The organism is Quadrisphaera sp. GCM10027208 (assembly GCF_042658805.1).
GTDB lineage: Bacteria > Actinomycetota > Actinomycetes > Actinomycetales > SCSIO-59966 > SCSIO-59966.
Window position 1 is genome coordinate 189,746 of sequence record NZ_JBHSRC010000004.1, and the last position, 16,225, is coordinate 205,970.

Consider the following 16,225-nt stretch of genomic DNA (forward strand, 5'->3'; position numbering starts at 1 on the left):
GTCCTAGCGTTGAACTCCTCGTGACGATCCTGCCGCCGTTCCAGCAGCTCGTCGACGCCCACTGGCGCGACGTGGCGCGGCTGGCGCACGCCCTGGCCGGGCCCGTCGACGGGGACGACGTGGCCCAGCAGGCGTGGACGCAGGCGCTGGCCGCGTACCCGACGCTGACCAGCGGGCGGAACCTGCGGGGCTGGCTGATGACCATCACCGCCCGGTGCGCGACGGACTCCTACCGGGCCCGGTCCCGGCGCCCCGTGCCGGTCGCCACGCTGCTCGACGCGCCGACCGCGGCCGGCGCCGACGAGGTGGCCGGCGACCGGATCCTGGACGGCGTGCTGTGGGGCCGGGTGCGCACCCTGCCCGAGCGGCAGCGCACCGCCCTCGCGCTGCGGTACGTCGCCGACCTCGACCACGCCGCCATCGCCCGCGTGCTCGGCACCACCCCCACCGCCACCCGCCGGCTCGTCTCCGACGCGCTGGCCGCCCTGCGCCGCACCGAAGGAGCACCGTGACCCCCAGCCACCGGCGGCCGCAGCCGCCGACACCGCCGACGGACCTGGAGGCCCGGCTGGCGGGCTTCGACCCGCCCGTGACGCCGCCGGACCTGGACGGCGAGGACGTCGCCTACACGGTCGAGGACACCGCGGTCGGCCGGATGCTGCTCGCGGTGCGGGTCGACGGCCCGGTGGTGACGTGCGCGTTCGTGCCCCGCGGCGGCGACGAGGACGTCGTGCTCGCCCGGCTGGCCGCCCGGGTCTCCCCGCGGGTGCTGCGCCGGCCCGGTCCGACCGACGTCCTGCGCCGCCAGCTCGAGGAGTACCTGGCGGGACGGCGGCGGCGCTTCGACGTCGGGGTGGACCTGGCCGTGGCCAGCGGGTTCCAGCGGGAGGTACTGACCCACCTGGCGGCGTCCGTGCCGTACGGGTCCCGGACGACGTACGGCCGGCTGGCCGCGGACGTCGGCCGGCCCTCGGCGTCCCGGGCGGTCGGCGCGGCACTCGGCGCCAACCCGCTGTGCGTCGTCCTGCCCTGCCACCGGGTCGTCGCGGCGTCCGGGTCACTGACCGGGTACGCCGGGGGGCTGGCCGCCAAGGAGCGGCTGCTGGCCCTCGAGACAGCGGCGCTGCGCAGCGACGCCCAGGATGTCTGACGCCGCGGGGCCGCGGAGCGGTCAGTCGCCGTGGCTGCGCAGGTAGCGGCCGAAGTGGGGCACCGTGAAGGCGATCTGGCCGCGCTCGCCGCTGTAGACCAGCCCCTTCTTCAGCAGCGAGTCGCGCGCCGGGGACAGCGACTGCGGCGTGCGGCCGAGCTCGCGGGCGACGGCTGAGGTCGGCACGGCGCCGTCGCCGCCGTCCCGGCCGAGGTCGGCCATCGCCCGCATGTACTCCCGCTCTGCTGGGGTGGCCCGCTCGTACCGCGAGCCGAAGAAGCCGACGGCGAGCTCGGCCTCGGCCTGCGGCGCGGCGACGGCGACGTCCTCGGCGGTGATCGGCGAGGCGGGGGCGACGTCCCACACCGCCTTGCCGTAGGCCTGAACGAAGTACGGGTAGCCGTCCGTCGCGGCGTACAGCGCGCCGAGCGCGTCGTCGGTGAAGTCGGCGCCCTCCTCGGTGGCCGGGGCGCGCAGCGCCCGGTCGGCCTGCTCGCGCTCGAGCCGGTCGATGCGCAGGTACCGGAACAGCCGCTCGCTGTAGGACTTCGACGCCGACAGCACCGCCGGCAGGTGCGGCAGGCCGGCGCCGACGACGATGAGCGGCAGGCCCTGCTGGCTCAGCTCGTGCGCCGCGGCGCACAGCGCGGAGACGTCCTCGGGCAGCAGGTCCTGCATCTCGTCGATGCACACCGCGACCCCCTTGCCGCTGGCCGCGGCGAGGCCGGCGACGTCGGTGAGCAGCTCGACGAGGTCGATCTCGATGTCCCCGGAGTCGGCCCGACCGGTGGCGGCGGGCACGTCGATCCCCGCGTGCCAGCGGTCCCGCAGCCGGGCGCCGGGCTCGGCGCTGCGCAGCGCGAAGGCCTTGACGACGCCGAGCACCTCGTCGGCCTCAGCCCGGTTGCGCCCGGACAGCTCGCGGACCGCCTGGTGCAGGGCGGCGGCCAGCGGCCGGCGCAGGGCGGTGTCCGGGCGCGCCTCGAGCTTGCCGGTGCCCCAGCCGCGGCGCACCGCGGCCGAGCGCAACGCGTTGAGCAGCACGGTCTTGCCCACGCCGCGCAGCCCGGTGAGCACGAGCGAACGCTCCGGCCGGCCCCGGGACACCCGCTCGAGCACGACGTCGAACGCGTGCAGCTCCCGGTCGCGACCCGCGAGCTCGGGTGGGCGCTGCCCGGCACCGGGGGCGTAGGGGTTCGCGACCGGGTCCACGCTCAGACAGTATCGACGTGTCTAGCCGCGACCCGATAGACACGCAGAGAGCGTCAGAGCACCCGCGGGGGCTGGCCGTTCTCGGCGACGAGCGGCCGGCCGGCCTGCACCCAGGCGTCCATCCCGCCGTCGACGTTGACGGCCTCGAACCCCTCCTGGTTCAGCCACTGGGCGACGGCCGCGGAGCGGCGGCCGGTTCGGCAGATCACGTGCACCTCGCAGTCCACCGGCACCTCCCCGTATCGGGCCATCAGCTCGGTGGCGGGCAGGTGCAGCGCGCCGGGGGCGTGCCCGGCGTCCCACTCGTCCTGCTCCCGGACGTCGAGCAGCACGGTCTGCGGACCCACGTCCTCCACGGGCACCGACGGGACCTCGCTCATCGGGACGGAACTCCTTCGTCACGGTCGGGAACGTTCGGTGCCATTGTCGACGTCCCACCCATGACAGGCATCCCGTCCCGAGGAGCTCACCGTGCGCCGTCCCGCGACGACCCGGACACTGCTGGTGACCACCCTGCTCGCCGCAGTGGTGGCCGGCTGCGCTGGAGGAGGCGACACCGTGGACGTCGAACCGGCGGACACCCCGAGCCCGACCGGGCCGCGGACCGAGCTGACCGTCGAGCTCGACGAGACCGGTTCGGGCAGCACCCGCACCTGGCGGCTCACCTGCGACCCGGTGGGTGGGGACCACCCGGACGCCGAGGCGGCCTGTCGCGCGGTACGCGAGGCGGGCGGGGCCGCGGCGTTCGACCCAGTCCCTCCCGACCGGATGTGCACCGAGATCTACGGCGGTCCCCAGGTGGCCGTCGTCCGGGGGACCGTGGACGGGACCGCTGTCGACGCGACGTTCACCCGGACCGACGGCTGCCAGATCGCCCGCTGGGACGCTCTGGCCCCGCTGCTCGGCAGCACCGGCGGCGCCTGAGCCCAGCACCCAGCGCGCCGCGCGCCGCGCGCCACCCGCCAGGTACCCATCACAAAATGCTGGATCTTCCGTGGGTTCCGCGGCGTGTTGCGCCAACAACCCAGCATTCTGCGAAGAGGGGGGAGCTGCGGGGAGGGGGCGGGCGCGCAAGCGGGTGGTGACCTGGTGCGTCAGCCAGGGCTCACTTGAGGAAGCGCGAGGTCCGCCGGTCGGCGAGCGGCTTGCCGCCGGTCTGGCAGGTCGGGCAGTACTGCAGCGACCGGTCCGCGAACGACACCTCCCGCACGACGTCCCCGCACACCGGGCACGCCTGCCCGGTCCGCCCGTGCACCCGCATCCCGGCCCGCTTGGCGTCCTTGAGCTCGGCAGCGGGCCGACCAGCAGCCGCCGCGACGGCCGTGGTGAGCACCTCCTGCAGTGCGGCGAACAGCCGGTCCACCTGCTCGTCGTCCAGCGAGCCGGCGAGCGCGAACGGGGAGATCCGGGCGGCGTGCAGCACCTCGTCGCTGTAGGCGTTGCCGACCCCGGCGAGCACGGACTGGTCCCGCAGCAGGCCCTTGACCTGGTGGCGGGAGCCCCGCAGCAGGTCGGCGAGCGCGGCCCGGTCGAAGCGTGGGTCCAGCGGGTCCGGACCCAGGGTGGCGATCCCACGGACCTCGGCCGGGTCCCGGACGACGTACACGGCCAGGCCCTTGCGGGTCCCGGCCTCGGTGAGATCGAAACCGGAGCCGTCGTCCAGGCGCACCCGCAACGCCTGCGGCGAGCGCCCGCCCGGCCGCAGCGGTCGGGCGGGCAGCTCGTCGTACCAGCGCAACCACCCGGCCCGGGCCAGGTGCAGGACGAGGTGCAGCCCGTCGACGTCGAGGTCGAGGAACTTGCCGTGCCGGGTGGCGCTGAGAACCTCGAGCCCTTGCAGCGACGTCACCGGAGGGTCGTAGGTCTTGAGCACAGCCACCGACCCGACCTCGACGGCGGCGACGACGCGGCCGACGGCCCGCTCGCGGAGGAACGCGGCGAGCGCCTGGACCTCGGGCAGCTCGGGCACGAGTCAAGCCTGGCACGCTCAACGCGATCCGCCTCACCGCTCGTGCAGTCGATCACCCTGAGCCCGGTCACGCGCAGCCGGCCGTGTGGTGCGCGCAGTGAACGGCGCGAGAGGATGATCCCGTGAGTTCGACACCCGACCGGGCCCAGCGACGGGCCGATGCGCGCTCCAACGCCGCGCGGATCGTCGCCGCCGCACGGCGGGTCTTCGCCCGAGGCGACGGCCTGGGGTCTCTCGAAGAGATCGCGCGAGAAGCGGGCGTCGGTATCGCGACTCTCTACCGCCACTTCTCTCACCGCGAGAGCCTTGCGTCTGCGGTGTTCACGCAGATCCTCCATGACGAGTTCGCTCCAGCCCTCGAGGCCGCCCGAGACGACCCGAGCCCGCTGCACGGGCTGAAGACCGCCGCCGAGGTCCTCGTCACCGCGGTGGCGCGAGTCGATGGCCTGATCGCCTCGGCCGGAAACTTCCCGGCCCTGACCGACGAGCTCTTGCGCGGGTTCGCCGACCCGATCTACGAGATCGTCGTCCGTGCCCAGCAGGCCGGAGAGCTCCGGGCAGACATCCAACGTGACGACATCCCTCGCGTCCTGGTGATGGCCGTGGCAGGCCTCACGGTGCCGGATCTAGCCCACGGCGCCTACCTGCGGTACGTCACGCTGGTGTTCGACGCGCTCAAGCCCGAGCACGCCACCCCGCTGCCTCCGGTCGAGCCTGGGGTCGAGGCCGGACAGGCGCCGGCGGCCCCACGGGCGACAGTCTGACGAAGGCTCCGTAGGAGCCTCGGTGACTGCCTGCTGCCCATCCGCTCGCTCCCCGCCTGCCCGTCGCGGGGGGGATCGACGTCCGGGGATGATGTGATAGTGGGCTATCATTTCATCGACCTGGACAGACACCGAGGAGAGGCCCTTGCGGAGCGACACGACGAACGAGAACGAAGCCTCGAGACGGTGCGCGGCTGCGCCGCTCGGGCTCGTGCTCTCCAGTGGCGCCGCACGGGGCGCCGCCCATGTCGGGGTTCTGATCGCGTTGGCCGAGGCTGGGATCGAGCCACAGGTCGTCGTCGGGACGAGCGCCGGTGCGCTCATCGGCGGAGCCTATGCCGCCGGCCTGAGGCCGGAGCAGATCGCCGACCGCCTGGCGACCGCGGGCTGGGCCGACTTCGGGCGGCTGCGGCCGAACCGGAGCCTGGCGGTGATCGAGACCACGGCCCTGCGGGCCAACCTCGAATGGGTCTTCAGTGGCCGGGCGATCGAGGAGCTGCCCCTCCGGTTCGGTGCCGTGGCGACGGACCTGTACTCCCGCCGCCCCTACCTGATCTCCACCGGGGACGCCGCCCGTGCCGTCCAGGCGTCCATCGCCGTGCCCGGTGTCTTCCCGCCAGTCCGCTCGAACGGGCGGTTCCTGGTGGACGGCGTCCTCAGCTCTCCGCTGCCCGTCTGGGCGGCGCTGCAGCTGGGCGCCACCCGCACCATCGGGGTCAGGCTGCGTCCGCAGCGCGAACCTGGTCCGCTGAGCCAGCTGCAGGGGCGACTCCTGCCACCGCCCGACGACGTCCGGCCTGATCTGGAGATCCTCATCGATACCTCCGGCATGTCAGGCTGGTCGGCACGCGACGTGCCGAGGCTCGTCGAGCTGGGTGCGCACGCCACCCGCGCGGCGTTGGCAGGTGCGCATCGCGAGGTGCTGACCGGACGCGGCGTGGCCGGTGCGCGCCGTTGAGGCCGGGCAGCCGCCGCCGCTGTCACACGCCCTTCCCGACCCACTGGCGCCACTGACGGGTACTGCGGCCCGACTCCTGCGCCGTGCCGCCGGGCTGGTCATCACCGCTGGCCTCCGCTGCCTGGTCCGGCTCGACCACTCCGGTGTCCCGCAGGACCTGGCTGTGGGTCGGCGACCGCTACTGGTCACCAACCACCGCAGTCCGCTCGACTACTTCGTCGTCGTAGCCGCCTGCCGCGCCAGAGGTGTCTGGCCGTCGATGTTCGCACGCGAGGACTTCTTCGACCGCCCGCTCTCGAGATGGGTGCTCCGTGCCCTCGGCCTCATCCCCGCCTCGCGCGGCCGTCGTGCTCCGCGCGCGCTCGAACGCGCCAGCCGACTGCTGGAGTCGGGCCAGGTCGTGGTGATTGCCGCGGAAGGACGCCTCGTCCCCGCCGAGGACAGGCCGGACGGCGTCGGGACCGTCCGTGGCGGGACGGGCCGCCTCGCCGAGGCCGGGGCAGACCTGACCGTCGTCACCATCGCCGGCGCCTCCCGCGCCTGGCCGCCCGGCCAGCGAGGCCCGCACCTCCCACTGCCCTGGCGGCGTCCGGTGGTCACGCTCCGGGCCCGCCACCTCGGCGCGGGCCCGATGCCGGCGGACCAGGCCACCGTGGCCGCCCGCGCGACCATGGTCGAGCTCCTGAGCGGCTTGCCGGAGACCTGAGCAGCACCGGGGCTGAGTATGGTGCCCGGCGTGACGTCGAGGTGGGGCCGCTCACTGCTAGCCCAGGGCAGGGACCCCGACCCGCGGTTCACGATGGCCAACGAGCGGACCTTCCTGGCCTGGATCCGGACGGCGCTCGCCCTGCTGGCCGCCGGCGTCGGGCTCGAGGTGTTCCTCGTCGAGCAGCTGCCCGCACTGCCTCGACGGGTCATCGCCGGGGTGCTCGTCCTGCTCGGCGGGGCGCTGGCGGTCTCCGCGTTCACCCGCTGGCTGGCCACCGAGCGGGCGCTGCGCCTCGAGCGGTCGCTGCCGGTGCCCGCGGTGGCCCCCGTCCTCGCCGCCGGCATCGCACTGACGGCACTCGTGCTGCTCGGCGTCCTGCTCACCACGGGGTGAGGAGACCGATGCCAGGCCGGGACCGGCGGCAGCCGGCCGAACCCGGCGACGGTCCGTGGGACGCCGGGCTGCAGCCGGAGCGGACGACGCTCGCCTGGATCCGCACGGCCCTGACGCTCACCGTCGTCAGCCTGCTGACTGCCCGACTGGCCGGTGAGAGCGGCCTGCTGGCGGCCGCCGTCGGGCTCGGCGGCACGACGGTCGCCGCCCTCCTCGTCGCCCTGCAACGTCGCCGGCACTTCCGGGAGACCGCACCCTGCGGGCCGGGGTGACGCTCGACCCGGCGGTCGGACCGGTGCTCGGCGCGGCACTGCTCACCACCACCCTGGCCGTCGCCGCACTTGGACTGCTGGTCGCGCCGCTGCTGCGATGAGACGGTTCTCATCCAGTCCTCACCCACGGCGCACCTGCAGACGGGAGGATCCCGGAGTGACCTCCGTGCGCGCGCTTGCCGCCTGGGGCCTGTCCGGCGGGCTGCTGGTCGGTCTCGTCGGCGGTGCGCTCGCCCTCGGCGCGTCCGAGTCTCCGGACCTCGGTGGACCGGTGGTCGTCGTCCCCTCGACCCGGCTGACGCCCGCGCCGGACCCCTCCGCACCGGGCGCCAGCCCCACCGCCCCACCGACCGCCGAACCCGACCCGGGCCCCGCACCGGACCCCACCGCGCCGCCCACCACGGACCCACCGGACCGCGCACCCCAGCCGGCGCCCCAGCCCACTGCCCGGACGACGCCGGCGCCTGCACCCGCGCCGGCACCGGTCCCGCTGCCCCCTGCGGACGACGACTCCGACGACTCCGCGGACGGCGACTCCGACGACGGGGGTGACGACGTCGACTCCGACGACTCCGACTCCGACTCCGACGACTCCGATGACAACGACTGATCCCGGCGGGACGCGCGGACCGTCGTGGCTGCGCCGCCGGACGGTCCGCACCCGGATGCTCGGGTGGCTGCTGCTCGTCGCCGCGCTCGGGATGGCGCTGGCCGGCGCTGCGTCCTACCTCGTGCAGCGCAACCTCGTCGACGCCCGGATCGACCGCTCCCTGCAGCAGGAGGTGGAGGAGTTCCGCACGTTCGCCCGCACCGGCGTCGACCCGGCGACTGGGCAACCGTTCGACAGCCTGGAGTCGCTGTTCTACGCGGCCCTGCAGCGCAACGTGCCGGACGAGAACGAGGCCTTCCTCACCCTCGTCGGCGGCGAGGTCGTGTACTTCTCCCCGGGGCGGCGCCCGGTCCGCCTCCAGGACCTGCCTCCCGTGGTGGAGGCGGCCGCCGTGCTGGGTCCGGACGACGCCGCCCGGGTCGCCACCGTCGCCACTGCCGTGGGGGACATCCGGTACGCCGCCGTGCCGGTACTGCTTGACGGCGCCTCCCCCGGCCGCCACGGCGTCTACGTCGTCGGCATTGGCCGTGACCTCGAGCAGGCACAGGTGGCCGAGGCCTCGCGGACGTTCACGGTCGTCGCGCTCGCGTCGCTTGCCCTCGTCGCGCTGCTCGGCTGGGTCGTCACCGGCCGGCTGCTCGCCCCGGTCCGGGCGCTCGGTGAGACGGCCCAGCGGATCACCGACACCGACCTGGACGAGCGGATCCCGGTGACCGGGCACGACGACCTGTCCGAGCTGGCCCGGACGGTCAACGGCATGCTGGACCGGCTCCAGCACGCACTGGCCACCCAGCGCGACCTGCTCGACGACGTGGGGCACGAGCTGCGCACCCCGATCACCGTGCTGCGGGGGCACCTCGAGCTCCTTGACGCCACCGACCCCGCCGAGGTCGCCGAGACCCGCACGCTGCTGCTCGACGAGCTGGACCGGATGAACCGTCTGGTCGAGGACCTGCTCACGCTCGCGAAGGCCCGGCGTCCGGACTTCCTGCGCCGAGAGATCGTCGACGTGGACGACCTCCTCGACGAGGTGCTCGTCAAGGCCCGGGGCCTGGGGCGGCGGCGCTGGGTGCGCGACGCCCGCAGCAGCGCCGTGCTGACGGCGGACCCGCAACGGCTGACCCAGGCGCTCCTGCAGCTGGTCGCCAACGCCGCGGCTCACACCGGCGAGGCGGACGAGATCGGTCTCGGGTCGGCGCAGGGTGGGGGCGTCGTCCGGCTGTGGGTGCGCGACACCGGGCCCGGGGTCGCCGACGCCGACCGGGACCGGATCTTCGACCGGTTTCAGCGGGGGACGTCGGCCCGCGGGCAGGACGGCTCAGGCCTCGGGCTCACCATCGTCACGGCGATCGCCGAGGCACACGGCGGGCGGGTCGAGCTCGACTCCGAGCCGGGACACGGAGCTACGTTCAGCATCGTGCTGAACCACCCGGAATCCGCGCCACTCCCGGACACCGTGCCACTGCCGGGGACCGTGCCACTCCCGGACACCGGCACCGATGACCGGACGACGGCACCGGCGCCCGGCCGATGACCGGGATCCTCCTCGCCGAGGACGAACCGAGGATCGCCTCGTTCGTCGCCAAGGGCTTGCGCGGGGCGGGGCTGATCCCGACCGTCGTCACCGACGGGCCGAGCGCACTCGACTACGCCACCACCGGTGACTTCGACCTGCTCGTGCTCGACATCGGCCTGCCAGGCCTCGACGGCTTCGAGGTGCTCCGGCGGCTGCGGGCCTCCGGCAGCGAGCTGCCGGTCATCATCCTCACCGCCCGTGACTCGGTGACGGACACCGTCGCCGGCCTGGAGGGCGGCGCGGACGACTACATGGCCAAGCCGTTCCGGTTCGAGGAGCTCCTGGCCCGGATCCGGCTGCGGCTGCGGGAGGACCGGACCGCTGCGCCCACCGTGCTGCGCGCAGGCGACCTCAGCCTGGACCTGCACAGCCGCCGGCTCGCAGTCAACGGGCGCGAGGTAGACCTGTCGGCCCGCGAGTTCGCGCTGGCCGAGACGTTCCTGCGCAACCCCGGGCGGGTGCTGACCCGCGAGCAGCTGCTGAGCCGGGTGTGGGGCTACGACTTCGACCCCGGGTCCAACGTCGTCGACGTCTACGTCGGCTACCTGCGCCGCAAGCTCGGCGGCGGCTACCTCGTCACCGTCCGGGGGATGGGCTACCGGCTCGAGCCCGGCTGACGCCGGATGCGGCAGGTGCCCGTCCCGGCCAAGGGGACCGGCACCTGCCCTGGGCGCCGTGGTCAGTCGTCCGCGCTGTCCGACGACGGCTCGTCGGTGTCGTCACTCTCGTCGGCGTCGTCGGCGTCGTCAGCGTCGTCGGCGTCGTCGGCGTCGTCGGCCTCGTGGGTCTCGTCGGCCATCTCCTCGTCCGCGGAGTCGGCACTGGCCGGGGACTGCGGGCTCTCCACGGGCGGCTGCACGGGAGCGGGCGCCGGTGCGGGAGCGGGCACCGGAGCCGAGGCCGGGGACTCAGTGCTGTCCTCGGACTCAGTGCTGTCGTCGAACTCAGTGCTGTCGTCGAACTCAGTGCTGTCGTCGAGCTCAGTGCTGTCGTCGAGCTCAGTGCTGTCGTCGACGGACGAGGTGTCCCCCACCGGACCGCCGTCCTGCCCACCGTCCTGACCGTCGTCGGCGGCGGGCGATGTCGTCAGAGAGGCGCCGCTGTGGTCGCTGTCCTCGGGAGCGGCGTCGTCCAGGCCGTCGGACCGGTCGGTGGTCGGGTCGGCGGACGTGGACAGCGCGATCCGCTCACCGGCCGGCGCGTCGTTGAGCCCTCCGGCCAGCGCGGCCGAGGCGACCCCGCCGCTGACGCCGAGCGCCGCCGCCGCGCCCACCACGACCCACTTCTTCGCCGAGATCATCAGGTGCTCCTCCTGGTTCGGTCCGCCCTTGCGGGCTTCGAGATGCCGAGTGCGGCACCGTGCATCCCTGAGACTGCCCAGAGTCCCTAAGGGGACCCGGAGCCGCAGATGAGAGGTCTCTCAGACTCCGGCGCCGGTGCGAGCGGCCTCCAGCCAGCGATCCACGAGGTCGAGCCGCTGGCGGGTGGCCTGCTGCCAGCCGGCCTGCTGCACCCGGTGCGGTCCGGTCGCCAGCGAGATGAGGACGCCGGCGGTGCGCAGCCGCAGGCTGCGCGGGTCGGTGCTGCGGTCGCCGTCCAGCACCGGCAGCCAGGTGCGGACGGCCCCTCGCAGGCGGTCGGCGTCCGCGGTGTGGATCTGGGCCAGCACCTCGACGTGCGCGAGCAGGCAGCCGAGGTCGTCGCCGCGGCGGCCGGGGCCGGCCGAGTCGACGTCGAGCACGCCGGTGAGCCTTCCCCTGGCGGCGAACAGCTGGGCCTCGTAGAAGTCGCCGTGCACCGGGACGAGCGGCTCGTCGCTGTCGGCCAGACCGTCCTGGACGGCGCCGGCGAGCGCGTGCACCCGGTCCGCCTGGTCCGGTAGCGCGTCGGCGACCACCCGGGCGTAGTGGGCGGCGCCGTCGCTCCAGGACGCCCGGGCGGGCAGGTCGAGCAGCTCGGCGGGCAGGGCGTCGAGCGTGGCGATGAGGTCCTCGGCACGAACCGCTGCCGCACCCTCGCGCCGCAGCGCCGAGCGCAGGCCGCGGCCCGGCAGCGCCTGCAGCACGAGCAGCCCGTCGTCGGTCCAGCCCAGCGGCTCGGGCACCGGGACGCCCGCGTCGCGCAGCACCCGGTGCCGCCGGTGCAGGTCGGCGACCCGGTCCGGCCGGCCCACCTTGAGGAACAGCCGGGCCTGCGGTACCGAGGCCTCGATGACGGCGCGCCGGCGCGGCCGGTAGGCCCGGGTCCGCAGGGTCAGCTGCTCGGCGGTCGTCGTCCGGGCCAGGCCGAGGCGGCGGAGCAGCTCGAGCACGGCGGCGGGGTCGCAGGCAGCCTCCAGCGCGGGCAGCCCCGGGTCCTGCGGGAACCGCCAGACGGCGACCTCGGTCGCTCCGTCGGACAGCACGAGCACTCCGGGGCGGTCCCGGTCGGTGGGGATGCCGGCACTTGCGGCGAGAGTCTCCTGCTGGTCGCGGTCGGCCCAGCGGACCAGCGCCGAGTACGCCACCGTCGTGCTGCGCCCGGGCCGGTGGTCGACCTGGGTGGCCTGCCAGCGCACGAGCCGGCCGCCGGCGGTCTCGACCGCCGCGGCGAGCAGCGGGCCGGCGTCCTCACCGGTCAGCAGGCGCAGGGTGTCGCTCACGGAGGCCAGCCTGCCAGCCGGCCGGGGCCCGGACGGCCGGGCGGCTGCTGCTCCGCTCGTGCAGGGCCAGCGCTACGACCGAGACCAGGACGACGGCGAACCCGAGCCACTGGCTCGGGTCCAGGCGGCCGCCGAGAAGGCCGACCCCGACCGCGGCGGCGGTCAGCGGGAAGGCGAGCTCGGCGAAGGTGGCCCGGGCGGCGGCGGTCGTGCGCAGCCCGATGTAGTACAGGACGAGGGCCAGCAGCCCCGGCACGAGGGCCAGCAGCACCAGCCGGGGGACGAGCTCGAGCGGCACGGACACCGGGGCGCCGTCGACCGCGGCGACGACGACGAGCGCGGCCAGCCCGACGGTGAACCGCAACGTCGTGACGTGCAGGAAGGACAGCTCCGCGCTGACCATCCGGCCCAGCACCGTGCCGGCCGCCCACAGCGCGGCGGCGCCGACCGCGAGACCGGCGGCAAGCAGGCTGCGCACCTCGACGGCGAACGGGTCCGGGAACGACAGCAGCCAGGCCCCGGCCAGGGCCGGCACCGCGAACACCGCGAAGCGGGGCGCGAGGCGCTCACCGAGCAGCGCGGCGGCCAGCAGCACCGCGATGACCGGCTGCAGCTTCTGCAGCACCTGCGGGGTCACCGGGTCCCCGAGGCGGAAGGCGGCCGTGAACAGCGTCGTGGCCAGCGCGCTGGAGCCGGCACCGATGACGAGGACCCCCACCTGGGTGCGCCGGCTGGCGCGCAGCACTGCCCGCACGGCCGGGACCACCCACGGGGAGACGAGCAGGACGAGCACGACGTGCTCGAGCAGGACGACGGAGAGCGGCGGCATTACCTTGCTCAGCGGCTCCCGCAGCAGGGAGGAGAACCCCCACAGCGAGGCGGCGAGCGCGATGAGCCAGGTGCGGTCGGGGGCGCGCTCGCCGGTGGCGACGTCGGATCCGGTCACGGTGGGTTCCTGTCGGCTCGCGGCTGGGACTGGCGGCACAGCTCGCCGTCCGGCCGGGGCGCCTATGACCAAGCGCCGGCACCGGCCCAATCCAGGGCCGGGGGCCTCCTGACGAGGTCAGAGACTACCCGTACGCATCGCGACACGGCGCCCGCGGTCAGGTTGGATGGAGGTATGCACGAGCGCGCCGGTCAGCCCGCCCAGCCCAGCGACCTCGTCGACGTGGACGCCCTGCTCGCGGCGTACACCGACGTGCGCCCCGACCCCGACGACCCCGCCCAGCAGGTGGTGTTCGGCACCTCCGGGCACCGCGGGTCGAGCCTGGACGGCGCGTTCAACGAGGCCCACATCCTGGCCATCACCCAGGCGATCTGCGAGTACCGCCGCCAGCAGGGCACCGACGGTCCGCTGCTGCTGGCCCGGGACACCCACGCGCTGTCCCTGCCGGCGTGGCGAACCGCGCTCGAGGTGCTCGTCGGCAACGGCGTCGAGGTGCTCGTGGACGAGCGGGAGGGCTGGACGCCGACGCCGGCGCTGTCGCACGCGGTGCTGCGGCTCAACGCCGGCCGCACGGCGGGCACCGCGGACGGCATCGTCGTCACCCCGAGCCACAACCCGCCCCGGGACGGCGGGTTCAAGTACAACCCGCCGCACGGCGGACCGGCCGGCAGCGACGCCACCGGCTGGATCGCCCGGCGGGCCAACGAGATCCTGCGCGCCGGCACCGGCTCGGTGCGGCGCGTGCCCTGGGAGCGGGCGCGGGCGACCGCGGGCGGCTACGACTTCCTCGGCCACTACGTGGACGACCTGCCCACGGTGCTCGACCTGGACGTCGTCCGGCAGGCGGGGGTGCGGATCGGCGTCCACCCCCTCGGCGGGGCGGCCGTGGACTACTGGGCCGTCATCGCCCAGCGGCACCGCCTCGACCTCACCGTCGTCGACGACCGGGTCGACCCGCAGTGGTCCTTCATGACGCTCGACCACGACGGGCGGATCCGGATGGACTGCTCCTCGCCGTCCGCGATGGCCCCGCTCGTCGCCCAGCGGGACCGGTTCGACGTCGCCACCGGCAACGACGCCGACGCCGACCGGCACGGGATCGTCACCCCGGACGCCGGACTGATGAACCCCAACCACTTCCTCGCCGTCGCGATCTCCTACCTGTTCGCCCACCGGCCCGGCTGGGGGGCGGACGTCGCCGTCGGCAAGACCCTCGTCTCCTCCTCGCTCATCGACCGGGTCGTCGCCGGCCTCGGCCGCCGGCTCGTCGAGGTCCCGGTCGGGTTCAAGTGGTTCGTCCCCGGGCTGCTCGACGGCAGCATCGGGTTCGGCGGGGAGGAGTCCGCCGGTGCCTCGTTCCTGCGCACCGACGGGACCGTGTGGACGACGGACAAGGACGGGATCCTGCTCGCCCTGCTCGCCGCGGAGGTCCGGGCCCGCACCGGCCGGTCGCCGTCGGAGGTGTACCGGGACCTCACCGAGCGGTACGGCGACCCGGCCTACGCCCGCGTCGACGCCCCGGCGACGCGCGAGCAGAAGGCTCGGCTCGGGGCGCTCACCCCCGACGCGGTCACCGCCACCGAGCTCGCCGGGCAGCCGATCACCGCCCGCCTCACCGAGGCCCCCGGCAACGGCGCCCCGATCGGCGGGCTCAAGGTCACCACCCAGGACGCCTGGTTCGCCGCCCGGCCCTCCGGCACCGAGGACGTCTACAAGATCTACGCCGAGTCGTTCCGCGGCGCCGAGCACCTCGAGCAGGTCCTCGAGGAAGCCAGGGCCGTCGTCTCAGCGGCCCTGGCACGCTGAGCGGGTGCAGCGCACCACGGACCCCGAGTCCACGCCGTCCGGCGTCTGGGCGCCGCTGGCCCTGACGGCGGTCCTCGTCGTCGTCGAGGTCCTCGAGGGCCCGGCGACGCAGTACGTCGGCGTCCTCACCGCCATGCCGCTGCTGGCCGCTGCACTGGTCGGGCCGCTGGCCACCGCGGCGGTGGGCGCCGTGGTCCTGGCCGCGGCGTTCGGGACGGGGTTCGTGCAGGTCGACCAGGACACCGGGGACGTCGCCGCGTTCAGCCAGCCGCAGCTCGTGCGCCTCGCGCTCATCGCCGCGGCCGCGGTGCTGGCCGTCATCGTCGCCCGCACCCGGGTGCAGCGGGCGGGACAGCTGCGCCGGGTCGCCGGTGTCGCCGACGCCGCGCAACGAGCGATCCTGCGGCCGGTGCCGTCGGTCGTCGGGCCGCTGGAGTGCGCCAGCGTGTACCTGTCCGCGACGTCGGAGGCGACCATCGGCGGGGACCTGGTCGAGGTGCTCGACACGCCGTTCGGCGTCCGGGCGATCGTCGGCGACGTCCGCGGCAAGGGGCTGGACGCCGTCCGGCTCGCCGGCCAGGTGCTCGGCTCGTTCCGGGAGGTGGCCTGGACGGTCGGCGCCCTGCGGGACGTGGCGCTGCCGCTGGACCGGGCGGTGCGCCGGGACGCCGGGCCGGAGGACTTCGTCACCGCGGTGCTCGTCCAGATGACGTGGGACGGCGTCGTGACGACCTGCAGCTGCGGTCACCCGCCGCCGTACGTCGTCGCCCCCGGCGGCGGTCCGGCGCGCACCCTGGAGGTGGACCCGTCCCCGCCGCTGGGGATGCTCGGCTCCGCGCCGGTGGAGTCCACGTCCCGGCTCGGCGCCGGCGAGCGGCTCGTGCTCGTCACCGACGGCCTGCTCGAGGCGCGTCGTCCGCGGCGGTGGTTCGAGGCCGGCCCGTGGCGCCGGCTGGCACGCGACCGGTCCCTGGCGGGGAGGTTCCTGCCTGCGCCGGACGTGCTCGGCGCACGGCTGGCGGCGCCGGTGCCGCTCGGTGCGGGACTGGCCGGGGTAGTCGAGGACGTGCGCCGCTGGACCCGGGGCCGGCTCGCCGACGACCTCGCCGTCCTCGTCCTGCAGGTCCGCTCCGGCGGGACCCCACGCCGTCACCGCCGCCCCCCTCGGTGATCAGTCGAAACTACCCTGTTCGTGATCATGCAATCCCGCCACCCTGGC

19 protein-coding genes are annotated in these 16,225 nt (G+C 74.9%); 13 read left to right on the forward strand and 6 right to left on the reverse strand.

The genetic code is table 11. From position 1 onward, the window contains the following. Positions 1-20 precede the first annotated feature (20 nt). Complete coding sequence (locus ACFP6A_RS08605; protein WP_379603085.1) at positions 21-512, forward strand: RNA polymerase sigma factor; 492 nt, start codon at positions 21-23, stop codon at positions 510-512. Next, complete coding sequence (locus tag ACFP6A_RS08610) at positions 509-1,150, forward strand: methylated-DNA--[protein]-cysteine S-methyltransferase (RefSeq protein WP_379603086.1); 642 nt, start codon at positions 509-511, stop codon at positions 1,148-1,150. Before ACFP6A_RS08605 ends, ACFP6A_RS08610 begins: the two co-directional genes overlap by 4 nt. 21 nt (positions 1,151-1,171) lie before the next feature. Here the strand turns inward: ACFP6A_RS08610 and ACFP6A_RS08615 are convergent, their stop codons facing one another. After that, positions 1,172-2,362: an ATP-binding protein gene (locus ACFP6A_RS08615; protein WP_379603087.1), complete on the reverse strand. Its 1,191-nt coding sequence runs from the start codon at positions 2,360-2,362 to the stop codon at positions 1,172-1,174. A gap of 53 nt (positions 2,363-2,415) precedes the next feature. Then, positions 2,416-2,742 carry a rhodanese-like domain-containing protein gene (locus tag ACFP6A_RS08620; protein WP_379603088.1) on the reverse strand — a complete coding sequence of 109 codons (327 nt, stop codon included), beginning with the start codon at positions 2,740-2,742 and terminating at the stop codon, positions 2,416-2,418. A 91-nt stretch (positions 2,743-2,833) separates the two neighbouring features. Between ACFP6A_RS08620 and ACFP6A_RS08625 the strand changes: the two genes are divergently transcribed. Beyond that, positions 2,834-3,286, forward strand: a complete 453-nt coding sequence (locus ACFP6A_RS08625; RefSeq protein WP_379603089.1) for an SSI family serine proteinase inhibitor — start codon at positions 2,834-2,836, stop codon at positions 3,284-3,286. A gap of 181 nt (positions 3,287-3,467) precedes the next feature. Here ACFP6A_RS08625 and ACFP6A_RS08630 read toward each other — a convergent pair whose 3' ends face one another. Further along, the gene (locus tag ACFP6A_RS08630) at positions 3,468-4,331 is read right to left on the reverse strand and encodes an Fpg/Nei family DNA glycosylase (RefSeq protein ID WP_379603090.1); all 864 of its coding nucleotides are present in this window, start codon (positions 4,329-4,331) and stop codon (positions 3,468-3,470) included. Between the two features lie 122 nt (positions 4,332-4,453). Between ACFP6A_RS08630 and ACFP6A_RS08635 the strand changes: the two genes are divergently transcribed. From ACFP6A_RS08635 to ACFP6A_RS08670, 8 genes are all read left to right on the forward strand, one after another. Continuing rightward, complete coding sequence (locus ACFP6A_RS08635; RefSeq protein ID WP_379603091.1) at positions 4,454-5,095, forward strand: TetR/AcrR family transcriptional regulator; 642 nt, start codon at positions 4,454-4,456, stop codon at positions 5,093-5,095. 145 nt (positions 5,096-5,240) lie between these two features. Further along, positions 5,241-6,053, forward strand: coding sequence for a patatin-like phospholipase family protein (locus ACFP6A_RS08640; protein ID WP_379603092.1), 813 nt, complete (start codon positions 5,241-5,243; stop codon positions 6,051-6,053). Next, positions 6,040-6,759: a 1-acyl-sn-glycerol-3-phosphate acyltransferase gene (locus ACFP6A_RS08645; RefSeq protein WP_379603093.1), complete on the forward strand. Its 720-nt coding sequence runs from the start codon at positions 6,040-6,042 to the stop codon at positions 6,757-6,759. Before ACFP6A_RS08640 ends, ACFP6A_RS08645 begins: the two co-directional genes overlap by 14 nt. A 30-nt stretch (positions 6,760-6,789) precedes the next feature. Beyond that, entirely contained in the window at positions 6,790-7,155 is a 366-nt protein-coding gene (locus ACFP6A_RS08650; protein WP_379603094.1) for a YidH family protein, read from the forward strand. A gap of 8 nt (positions 7,156-7,163) precedes the next feature. Continuing rightward, complete coding sequence (locus tag ACFP6A_RS08655) at positions 7,164-7,427, forward strand: DUF202 domain-containing protein (RefSeq protein WP_379603095.1); 264 nt, start codon at positions 7,164-7,166, stop codon at positions 7,425-7,427. A gap of 157 nt (positions 7,428-7,584) precedes the next feature. After that, positions 7,585-8,037: a hypothetical protein gene (locus ACFP6A_RS08660; protein ID WP_379603096.1), complete on the forward strand. Its 453-nt coding sequence runs from the start codon at positions 7,585-7,587 to the stop codon at positions 8,035-8,037. Next, the gene (locus ACFP6A_RS08665; protein ID WP_379603097.1) at positions 8,024-9,571 is read left to right on the forward strand and encodes a sensor histidine kinase; all 1,548 of its coding nucleotides are present in this window, start codon (positions 8,024-8,026) and stop codon (positions 9,569-9,571) included. Before ACFP6A_RS08660 ends, ACFP6A_RS08665 begins: the two co-directional genes overlap by 14 nt. Then, entirely contained in the window at positions 9,568-10,230 is a 663-nt protein-coding gene (locus ACFP6A_RS08670; protein ID WP_379603098.1) for a response regulator transcription factor, read from the forward strand. The genes ACFP6A_RS08665 and ACFP6A_RS08670 overlap by 4 nt, the downstream gene beginning before the upstream one ends. 62 nt (positions 10,231-10,292) lie before the next feature. Here the strand turns inward: ACFP6A_RS08670 and ACFP6A_RS08675 are convergent, their stop codons facing one another. The 3 genes from ACFP6A_RS08675 to ACFP6A_RS08685 all read right to left on the reverse strand — a co-directional run bounded on the left by ACFP6A_RS08675 (position 10,293) and on the right by ACFP6A_RS08685 (position 13,200). Further along, on the reverse strand, positions 10,293-10,913 hold the full coding sequence (locus ACFP6A_RS08675; protein ID WP_379603099.1) for a hypothetical protein: 621 nt from the start codon (positions 10,911-10,913) through the stop codon (positions 10,293-10,295). Positions 10,914-11,033: 120 nt separating this feature from the next. Further along, positions 11,034-12,254, reverse strand: coding sequence for a phosphotransferase family protein (locus ACFP6A_RS08680; RefSeq protein WP_379603100.1), 1,221 nt, complete (start codon positions 12,252-12,254; stop codon positions 11,034-11,036). Continuing rightward, positions 12,223-13,200 carry an EamA family transporter gene (locus ACFP6A_RS08685; RefSeq protein ID WP_379603101.1) on the reverse strand — a complete coding sequence of 326 codons (978 nt, stop codon included), beginning with the start codon at positions 13,198-13,200 and terminating at the stop codon, positions 12,223-12,225. The genes ACFP6A_RS08680 and ACFP6A_RS08685 overlap by 32 nt, the downstream gene beginning before the upstream one ends. 174 nt (positions 13,201-13,374) lie before the next feature. Here ACFP6A_RS08685 and pgm point away from each other — a divergent pair, with 174 nt between their 5' ends. Continuing rightward, entirely contained in the window at positions 13,375-15,006 is a 1,632-nt protein-coding gene (gene pgm / locus ACFP6A_RS08690) for a phosphoglucomutase (alpha-D-glucose-1,6-bisphosphate-dependent) (protein ID WP_379603102.1), read from the forward strand. A gap of 4 nt (positions 15,007-15,010) precedes the next feature. Then, on the forward strand, positions 15,011-16,177 hold the full coding sequence (locus tag ACFP6A_RS08695; protein WP_379603103.1) for a PP2C family protein-serine/threonine phosphatase: 1,167 nt from the start codon (positions 15,011-15,013) through the stop codon (positions 16,175-16,177). The last annotated feature ends 48 nt before the right edge of the window (positions 16,178-16,225 follow it).

Excerpts from the sequence above, each read along its gene's own strand:
- ACFP6A_RS08620 (WP_379603088.1), bottom strand. The coding sequence starts at position 2,742 with ATGAGCGAGGTCCCGTCGGTGCCCGTGGAGGACGTGGGTCCGCAGACC.
- ACFP6A_RS08675 (WP_379603099.1), bottom strand. The coding sequence starts at position 10,913 with ATGATCTCGGCGAAGAAGTGGGTCGTGGTGGGCGCGGCGGCGGCGCTC.
- pgm (WP_379603102.1), top strand. The coding sequence starts at position 13,375 with ATGCACGAGCGCGCCGGTCAGCCCGCCCAGCCCAGCGACCTCGTCGAC.
- ACFP6A_RS08655 (WP_379603095.1), top strand. The coding sequence starts at position 7,164 with ATGCCAGGCCGGGACCGGCGGCAGCCGGCCGAACCCGGCGACGGTCCG.
- ACFP6A_RS08665 (WP_379603097.1), top strand. The coding sequence starts at position 8,024 with ATGACAACGACTGATCCCGGCGGGACGCGCGGACCGTCGTGGCTGCGC.
- ACFP6A_RS08670 (WP_379603098.1), top strand. The coding sequence starts at position 9,568 with ATGACCGGGATCCTCCTCGCCGAGGACGAACCGAGGATCGCCTCGTTC.